Consider the following 3,805-nt stretch of genomic DNA (forward strand, 5'->3'; position numbering starts at 1 on the left):
CATAGCAAAAGCCCCGGGGTTTTACCCGGGGCTTTAGGGTTTATTGTTTCTGTGTTTACGCGCAGTCTTGGACGGCGCGTTTTGTCATGACGCTGACGAGATGCGCGCGGTAGGTTTTGCTGCCATGCAGGTCGGCGATCATGTTCATCGGGTTGACGCTCAGCCCCATCAACGCCTCAGCGCTGAAGGCTTTGTTCAAGGCCTCTTCGGCCTCGGCCCACCGGAACACGCCGTCTTCGCTGGCGCCGGTCACGGCCACACGGATACCATCCGCAAAGCGCGCCACGTAGACGCCGACCAATGCAAACCGGGACGCGGGCTGCAGGAACTTCTGATAGCTCGCCGCCTGCGGCACCGGGAAGCGGACCGAGGTGATGATCTCACCCTCATCCAGCGCGGTGGCAAACATGCCCTGAAAGAAGTCATCCGCCGCGATCTGCCGCGCGTTGGTCACGATGGTCGCGCCCGAGCCCAGCACACCCGCCGGATAACAGGCCGCCGGATCATTGTTGGCCACCGACCCGCCGATGGTGCCGCGATTGCGCACCGCCGGATCACCGATCTGACCCGCCAAGGCCGCCAGCGCCGGATACGATCCCGCCGCCTCACGCGCCACCGTGGCATGGGGCGTCGCCCCGCCAATGACGACCGAGCCGTCATCCTCGACACAGACACCCTGCATCTCGGCAATCCCACCCATGCTGACCAGCACCGAAGGGGCCGCCAGGCGCTGCTTCAGCGTCGGGATCAGCGTCTGACCCCCGCCCAATGGCTGCGCATCCTCGGCCCCCAACGCGGCAACCGCGTCGGCAATGCTCGAGGGCTTCTCAAACTCGAAACTGTACATTCCGCTTTTCCTTTCCGAAGAGCGCAGATCCGCTCTTCATCTGGCTAAAAATACCTCGGGGGTCCGGGGGCTGGCCCCCGGTCCGCCCTCTCAACTCAGCTGTTCATCGCCGCCCAGACGCGCGACGGGCTCACTGGCATGTCGATGTGATCCACCGCCTTGCCGCCCGAATTCATCGCATCCAGAACGGCATTGACCACCGCCGGCGGAGAGCCAATCGCCCCAGCCTCACCACAGCCCTTCACACCCAGCGGGTTATGCGTGCAGGGAGTCTGGCTGGAATGATCCACGCCGTAGAAGGGCACATCATCGGCGCGCGGCATGGCGTAATCCATGAAGGACGCGCTCAACAGCTGGCCATTCTCATCATAGGCGCAGTTCTCCAGCAGCGCCTGGCCGATACCCTGGCCAATACCGCCATGCACCTGACCATCCACGATCATCGGATTGACAATGTTGCCAAAGTCATCCGCCGCGGTGAAGGCCTCGATACTGACCTGACCGGTCTCGGGGTCCAGCTCAACCTCGCAGGCATAAGCGCCCGAGGGGAAGGTGAAGTTGGCCGGGTCATAGAACGCGGTCTCCTCCAGCCCCGGCTCCACTTCCAGCGGGAAGTTATGCGGCACATAGGCTGTCAGGGTCACATCGCCCCAGGCCACCGACTTGTCGGTGCCTGCCACGCTGAACTGACCGTCCTTCAGCTCGATATCCGCCTCCGAGGCCTCCAGCAGGTGGGCCGCGATCTTCTTGGCCTTGTCGATCACCTTCTCGGTGGCCTTCACCATGGCCGAGCCACAGACCGCCAGCGAGCGCGAGCCATAGGTGCCCATGCCGAACGGGATTTTTGAGGTGTCGCCATGCACGATCTCGACCATCGACTCGTCGATACCGATCATGTCGGCCACAACCTGCGGGAAGGCGGTCTCATGCCCCTGCCCGTGGCTATGCGCACCTACCATGACACTGATCGAGCCGGTGGCATTCACCCGCACGGTGGCGGCGTCATAGAGACCCGCTCGGGCTCCCAGCATGCCAACGATGTTCGACGGAGCGATCCCGCACGCCTCGATATAGCAGTTGATGCCCAGGCCCCGCAGCTTGCCCTTGGCCTCGCTTGCCGCACGGCGCGCGGCAAAGCCTGCCAGATCAGCCGCAGCTTCCAGCTTATCCATGGTCCCGTTGTAATCCCCGGTGTCATAGGTCAGAGCGACCGGCGTGTCATAGGGGAACTGGGTGATGAAGTTCTGACGGCGCAGGGCAATCGGATCGACTCCCAGCTCGCGCGCAGCTTTATCCACCACGCGTTCCAACTGGAACGTCGCCTCGGGCCGGCCCGCGCCGCGATAGGCATCCACCGGCACTGTGTTGGTGAACATCGCCTTCACATTCACCTGAATGACCGGCGTCTTGTAATTGCCCGCCATCAGCGTGCCGTGCAGCCATGTGGGCACGGAGCTGGAGAAGGTCGACAGATACGCCCCAAGGTTCGCGTAGGTGTTGGTCCGCAACCCGATGAAGTTGTTGTCTGCATCCAGCGCCAGTTCGATTTTGCTGACATGATCCCGGCCATGGGCGTCCGACATGAACGCCTCGGACCGGCTGGAGGTCCACTTCACAGGCCGGTTGCAGGCCTTGGCGGCGAAGGTACAGAACGCCTCTTCCGCATAGTGGAAGATCTTGGTGCCAAAACCGCCACCCACATCCGGGGCCACCACGCGGACCTTATGCTCGGGCAGGCCCAGCACAAAGGCGCACATCAGCAGGCGGATCACATGCGGGTTCTGCGAGGTGGTATAGAGCGTGTACTCATCCGTGCCCCGCTTATACTCACCCACCGCCACGCGCGGCTCCATCGGGTTGGCGACCAGGCGGTTGTTGACCAGATCCAGCGTGGTCACATGGGCCGCATTGGCGAAGACCTCATTGACCTTGGCGTCATCCGCCTCACCCAGTTGCCAGTCATAGCAGATGTTGTTCTTCAGATCGTCATGGACCAGCGTCGCGCCCTCTTGCGCAGCGGCCTTCATGTCGATCACGGCGGGCAGTTCCTCGATCTCGAGGTCAATCGCCTCGGCCGCGTCACGCGCCTGCTCCAGGCTGTCGGCCACAACGGCGGCGATGGGATCGCCCACATGGCGCACCTTGCCCTGGGCCAGAATGGGATGCGCGGGCTCCTGCATGGGCGCGCCGTGCTTGTCCGTCACCTCCCAGCCGCAGGGCATGCCGCCCACGCCTTCGAAATCCTTGCCGGTGAACACCTTGACCACGCCCGGCATGGCCTCGGCCGCCGAGGTATCAAGGCTGGTGATCCGGCCATGCGCGATATCCGAGCGCAGGAAATGAACATAGGCCTGTCCGGCCACGTTGATGTCGTCGGTATAATTGCCTGCTCCGGTCAGAAAGCGCACGTCCTCGCGCCGCTTGGAACTGGCTCCGATGCCACTGTCTTTGGGCATTGCTTGTTCTCCTCCCTCGGGCCGCTTATTCGGCGGCGATGCTGCTGACGTCCTGGCCCGAAGCGGCCATGATCGCCTTGACGATGTTGTGATAGCCCGTGCAGCGGCACAGGTTGCCTTCCAGATACTTGCGGATCTCACCCTCGGACGGGCGCGGATTGTCCTTCAGAAGCGCCGCCGCGCTCATCACCATGCCTGGCGTGCAGAAGCCGCATTGCAGCCCGTGGTGATCCTGAAACGCCTGCTGGATCGCATTGAGCGTCCCATCCTCGGAGGCCTGACCCTCGATCGTGCCAACCTCGGCCCCGTCGGCCTCAACCGCCAGCATGTTGCACGACTTCACGGCCTCGCCGTTCACATGCACCACACAGGCCCCGCATTGCGCCGTATCACAGCCAACATGCGTCCCCGTCAAAGACAAATGATCCCGCAAAAAACCAGACAATAACGTCCGACCCTCAACATCACCGCTCACAGACAGACCATTCACAGTCAGCGATAT

At 62.9% G+C, this 3,805-nt stretch carries 3 protein-coding genes; all 3 read right to left on the bottom strand.

Annotated features, from left to right (window positions below; genetic code table 11):
- Positions 1-55: 55 nt before the first annotated feature.
- On the bottom strand, positions 56-847 hold the full coding sequence (locus ACR0NO_RS22105) for an FAD binding domain-containing protein (RefSeq protein ID WP_480725707.1): 792 nt from the start codon (positions 845-847) through the stop codon (positions 56-58).
- A 95-nt stretch (positions 848-942) separates the two neighbouring features.
- Complete coding sequence (locus ACR0NO_RS22110; protein WP_480725709.1) at positions 943-3,303, bottom strand: xanthine dehydrogenase family protein molybdopterin-binding subunit; 2,361 nt, start codon at positions 3,301-3,303, stop codon at positions 943-945.
- Between the two features lie 25 nt (positions 3,304-3,328).
- On the bottom strand, positions 3,329-3,805 hold a 477-nt coding region (locus tag ACR0NO_RS22115; RefSeq protein WP_480725711.1), incomplete at its 5' end, for a (2Fe-2S)-binding protein.

The sequence above is a fragment of the Ruegeria sp. CL3 genome (assembly GCF_056536505.1).